Consider the following 5,183-nt stretch of genomic DNA (forward strand, 5'->3'; position numbering starts at 1 on the left):
AGGCCAAAGGAGGACGCGCGGATGCCGTTTCCGCCGACCTGTCGACTCCGGACGGGCCGGCAGCGCTCGCCAAACAGGTGCGCTCGATTGGCGGTGACCGGCTCGATGTGATGGTGCTGAACGCCGGCGTGAGCAAGGCGGCACGCATATCGGACTACACGACAGCGGATCTCGACAACCTCTTCGCGACCAACGTTCGAGGCCCGTTCCTGCTGGTACAGCAACTGCTGCCCCTCTTGGGCGAGGGCTCGAACATCACGGTCATCACTTCAATTGGTGCTCGTTCGGTGGTAGGCAAGCCTGGGTTCGACAATCCCTCGATCCTTGCCTACGCCTCGACGAAAGGAGCGCTCGAAACCCTTGTCAAGAACTGGGCTGCGATCCTTGGCCCGCAAGGCATCCGCGTAAACGCTGTAGCGCCCGGCGTCATCGACACTGATATGTCTAACTTCACAAAAACTGAAGCGGGACGTGAGACTGCGCTCGGAATGCAGGCGCTAAAACGACTAGGCAAACCGGACGACGTCGCGGACGTTGTCGTGTTTCTGGCGTCTGACGGAGCGCGCTGGATTACAGGTGCGAGTATTCCAGTCGACGGCGGCTCGAAACTTTAGTTGTCGACGCATTCATACCGAGAAACGCGCTTGTGTGTACCGAACTTCATGGATTTGCCAGAGGTTGCCTGTGGCGGTCGGGTTGCCTCAGGGCTGGCGTAGCGCAGTTGGCACGAAGTCCGTGCTGAGCATCTTGGGGCTGGCGGTGAGGTAGTAGGTGGGGATCTTGGGGAACTGCTCTTCGACCAGTTGCAGGGTGCGGAAGTCGAAGCTTTGTATCTCGGAGCGGCCCTCCATGTGGTTGCGCGTGATGATGCCGCACAGCGTCGTGACGAAGGTCTGCGGATCGACGGTGTGGTTGGTGGTCGGCTCTGCGCCTTCTTTGGGTACGGGCAGGTTCGCTACGGAGCGGCCGGGAGGGTCGTTGGGCAGCGGCAGGATTTTTGTCTCGATGTTGAAGCGGACCTTGGCTGCGTTGGCGGCGCGGGCAGCGGCATCGGGGTTCGATCTGCCGGGGCCGGTGGTGTAGTACTTCACGTAGAAGGCGACGAAGTGGAAGAGCTGCTCGACGTTGGTGGGGACGTAGGGGCTGATGAGGTGCTCGTGTTTGGCGAAGGCGACCGCGACGGGAGATAGGGCAAGGTCGTTGGTCTGCTGGGGGAACTGGGTGTGGAGCTTGTCGCAGATGAAGGTGCGCTGCGCCTCTTTGGAAGAGATGTCGCGGGTGTAGACGCGGTTTTCGAGCGTGTAGGGGGTGCCGTCGGCGTGGCGGCAGGACTCTGGATTGAGGTACTGGTCGTGCCAGATCATGGAGACGTGGTCGGTGGTGACTCCGGTATCGGTCTCAAGCGTGGTGGCGAGATGGTCGAGGCCGTCTTCAAACGAGGGCAGCGTGTTTTCGGGGCGAAGGCCGCGGCCTCCGCGATGGGCGGCGATGTCGAAGCGGTTGAAGTAGGCGGCGTCTTCCGGGTGGGCGGCCTTCTCTTCTTTGAGGACGTCCTGCAGCATGTCGGGGTAATCCGTGATGATGCCGTCGACGCGGAGGTCGATCAGCGCACGCATCTTGTCGGGAGTGTCGGTCGTCCAGGGAACGACGCGGAAGCCCGCCTTGTGAAGCTCGGCGACGTTGACCGGAGGATTGGCTCCCAGCAGCGTGGCATCGACAGGCGACAGGACAGGGACGGGTGCGCCGTGGGCTTCCGCATGGGCGCGGGCTGCGGTCATAAGGCCGAGAAAGGGATTGATGGGCATGGTGGGGGCCTGCTGGGCGGTGAGAGCGGTGGCTGCGAGGACGAGAGAGGCGACGGCAGGAGGCTGAAATCTCATGGGGGCTGATGATAGCCCAATAAGATTATTTTTTAGCGAAGATGCTATCGCAACGCCTCGGTCAGATCTCCCCTGGCCGCTTCGAGCTTTGCTTCGGCGGCGGCGCGGTCGAGCGAGAGCTTCTGCATCACGATCGCGTTCTTTACCGTTCCGGCCTCGGCGAGCAGCTTCGCTGCGGTGGCCTGATCGAGGCCCGTCGCCGCGCCGATAATTCGCTGGGCGCGGTCGACTAATTTGGCATTCGTAGTCTGCACGTTGACCATCAGGTTGCCGTAGACGGCACCGTGGCGGATCATGACTCCGGTGCTCAGCATGTTGAGCACTAATTTCGTGGCCGTCCCGGCCTTGAGCCGAGTGCTGCCGGTAAGCACCTCGGGGCCGGTGACGGGAGCGATAGCGATGTCGGCGATGGCTGCTATCTGTGAGTCGGCGACGCAGGTGAGCGATATCGTCAGCGCTCCCAGTTCGCGGGCGTAGGCCAGCGCGCCCAGCACATAAGGAGTGCGTCCGCTGGCGGCGATGCCGATCAGGGCGTCTCGCCCGGTGAAGGCGTGAAAGACGAGGTCGGCCGCGCCCTGCTCGGGGGAGTCTTCGGAGGCTTCGCTCGAGTTGCGCAGCGCGCTGTCGCCCCCCGCGATGATTCCCTGAAAGAGGGTGGCCGGGACGGAGAAGGTCGGCGGGCACTCGGAGGCGTCGAGCACGCCGAGCCGCCCGCTGGTGCCTGCTCCTATATAGAAGAGGCGGCCTCCCTGCTCGAAGCGGGCGGCGATGGCGTCGACCGCATTGGCGATGTGAGCCAGCTCGGCGGCGACGGCGGCGGCGACCCTGGCGTCCTCCTCGTTAATGACGCGCAGCATCTCGAGCGTGGAGAGCTGGTCGATGTGCTCGCTGGCTGGGTTTCGGGCTTCGGTGGGCAGCGTGGAGAGATTCATGGTGCTTCCATCATGGGGCTGCACGGGGAATGAGGCAATCATTGCGTTTCGAGGTTGTAGGATGGGTGGTGACGATTTTGTCTGGAACCTTCAGGTGAACTCGCTAACAATCTGCCTGTCCCATATAATCAAGGCTTCGCTGTCATGTGCTGGCGGAGCGTTATTTCTAGAGCAGTGAGGGTGTGCGTATCTTTACCGTGAATCGAGAGAGCGGAAGCTCCCTGAAAAGCAAGACCAAGCCTGTGTGCACGCGCTCCAGCCGCTCCCGTATTGCCCAAGCCGTGCTCTTTTTCTCCTTTGCCTCCTTCGGTGTACCGGCGATGATGGCGCAGAACAATGCCGCCACCACTCCTACCGCCGAGCAGGGCGTGCAGACGCTGTGCCAGCCCGAGGTCATCGGCAACCGGCGCATCCCCAAGGAGTCGGTGCTGGCGCGTTTGTTCAGCCACCAGAACGACTTGTACGATCCGGCGGTCGTGGAGCGGGACTTCAACTCCCTGTGGAACACGGGCTACTTTGACAACATCCGCATCGAGCGGGTGGATACGCCGAAGTGCGTGCAGCTTGTCATCTACGTCAAGGAAAAGCCGACCATCAAGGAGCTGCTCTACAAGGGCATGAGCTCGATCTCGCAGTCGGACGTGCTCGAGGCCTTCAAGAAGGCCAAGGTCGGTCTCTCGGTCGAGAGCCAGTACGACCCCACCAAGATCAAGCGCGCCGAGACCGTCATCAAAGAGATGCTCGCCGCGCATGGCCATCAGTTCGCCACCGTCACCGAGACCATCAAGACCATTCCACCGGCAGGCGTCTCCGTCACCTTCAACGTGAAGGAAGGACCGACGGTAAAGGTCGGCAAGATCGAGTTCACCGGCAACAGCGCCCTGAGCGATCGCACCCTGCGCCGGGCGATGAAGAACCTCAAGCCGATCGGGATTCCGCACTCGATCATTCTTGAAAACCTCTTTGCCCGTACCTTCGACGCGACCAAGCTCGACGAGGACACCGAGCGCGTCCGCCAGGCCTACCGCGACCGCGGCTACTTCAAGGCATTGACCTCGCAGCCCACCACCCATATCCGCAACGCGGGCGGTCTGAACCCCTTCACCCTGCGGCCCTCCAAGGGCAAGCGCGTCGATATCCTGATGCCGGTCGAAGAGGGCGAGCGCTACCGCCTGGGCGGCATTACCTTCTCCGGCAACAAGGCTGTGACCAACACACGCGTTCTGCGCGGTCAGTTCGCGCAGAAGGACGGCGAGTGGTTTGACGCCACCAAGTTCCAGAAGGGCCTCGACCAGTTGCGCAAGTCCTACGGCGAGCTGGGCTACATCAACTTCGTCGGATCGCCGACCCCGCGCATCGACGAAGCCAAGAAGCTGATCTACCTGAACATCGACATCGACGAGGGCAAGCCCTTCTACGTGTCGCGCATCGAGTTCACCGGCAACACCATCACCCGCGACAAGGTCATTCGCCGCGAGCTTCTGCTCGAAGAGGGCCAGGTCTATAACAGCCGCCTCTGGGACCTCTCCATCCTGCGCCTGAACCAGTTGAACTACTTCGAAACGTTGAAAGCCGATCAGGACTCCGAGAGCCGCCAGAACGCGGACGACGGGACCGTCGACCTGCTGCTCAAGTTGAAGGAGAAAGGCAAGAACTCCATCGGCCTGAACGGCGGTATCAGCGGCCTGTCGGGAACCTTTATCGGGCTGAACTATTCAACCAACAACTTCCTTGGACTGGGCGAGACGCTCTCCGTGGCGGCGAACATCGGCGACCTGTCGCGCAACCTGAGCCTGGGGTTCACCGAGCCCTACCTGCACAACAAGCCGATCTCGCTGGGCATGCAGGTCTTCACCAACAAGTCTGACTACAACCCGGCCAAGAGCTACGGCATTGCCAAGGGACAGTCCGACAACCTGACGAACGCGCAGCAGTCCCTCTTGACCAACTACAACACGGCGACCACCGGCTTGACGGTGACGACGAGCGAGCCGCTGCGGCACCTGTGGTCGCGCACCGGCGTTACCCGAATCGGTTTGTCGTATTCGCTGTCGCGCGCTTCGGTTTCGACGTTCAACGACAACACCCGAAACGTCTTCCAGTCGCTGGCCTTTCGTTCCGGCGTCCAGGGCCCCAACCAGTTGAACGGTATCGTCACCTCGGTGCTGACACCGAGCTTCACCTTCTCCAGCCTCGACCGCTCGGTCGGGCCGCATAGCGGCAAGGACTTCAACGTCGATGTCCAGGTCGCGGGTATCGGCGGCAACGTCAAGTACTACGCCCCGGCGATAAGCTATCGTCAGTTCTTCCCGATGAAGGGCCTGAAGGTCAACCGCGAAGGCCACAACGTGCTCGGCTACCGTATCCAGGT

At 61.9% G+C, this 5,183-nt stretch carries 4 protein-coding genes; 2 read left to right on the plus strand and 2 right to left on the minus strand.

Annotated features, from left to right (window positions below):
- Positions 1-614 (plus strand): SDR family oxidoreductase (locus tag VMU57_RS13105; protein ID WP_325384096.1); only part of this gene is annotated, 614 nt, incomplete at its 5' end.
- 87 nt (positions 615-701) lie between these two features.
- Here the strand turns inward: VMU57_RS13105 and VMU57_RS13110 are convergent.
- Together VMU57_RS13110 and murQ are read right to left on the minus strand one after the other, a co-directional pair.
- On the minus strand, positions 702-1,880 hold the full coding sequence (locus VMU57_RS13110; protein ID WP_325384098.1) for a glycerophosphodiester phosphodiesterase family protein: 1,179 nt from the start codon (positions 1,878-1,880) through the stop codon (positions 702-704).
- A 44-nt stretch (positions 1,881-1,924) separates the two neighbouring features.
- On the minus strand, positions 1,925-2,812 hold the full coding sequence (gene murQ / locus VMU57_RS13115; RefSeq protein WP_325384100.1) for an N-acetylmuramic acid 6-phosphate etherase: 888 nt from the start codon (positions 2,810-2,812) through the stop codon (positions 1,925-1,927).
- 182 nt (positions 2,813-2,994) lie between these two features.
- Between murQ and bamA the strand changes: the two genes are divergently transcribed.
- Positions 2,995-5,183 (plus strand): outer membrane protein assembly factor BamA (gene bamA / locus VMU57_RS13120; protein ID WP_325384102.1); only part of this gene is annotated, 2,189 nt, incomplete at its 3' end.

Origin of the sequence: Edaphobacter sp., assembly GCF_035532915.1 — a bacterium.
GTDB lineage: Bacteria > Acidobacteriota > Terriglobia > Terriglobales > Acidobacteriaceae > Edaphobacter.

Bases quoted from the DNA above. Each gene is read 5' to 3' on its own strand.
- VMU57_RS13110 (WP_325384098.1), bottom strand. From the start codon at position 1,880: ATGAGATTTCAGCCTCCTGCCGTCGCCTCTCTCGTCCTCGCAGCCACC.
- murQ (WP_325384100.1), bottom strand. From the start codon at position 2,812: ATGAATCTCTCCACGCTGCCCACCGAAGCCCGAAACCCAGCCAGCGAG.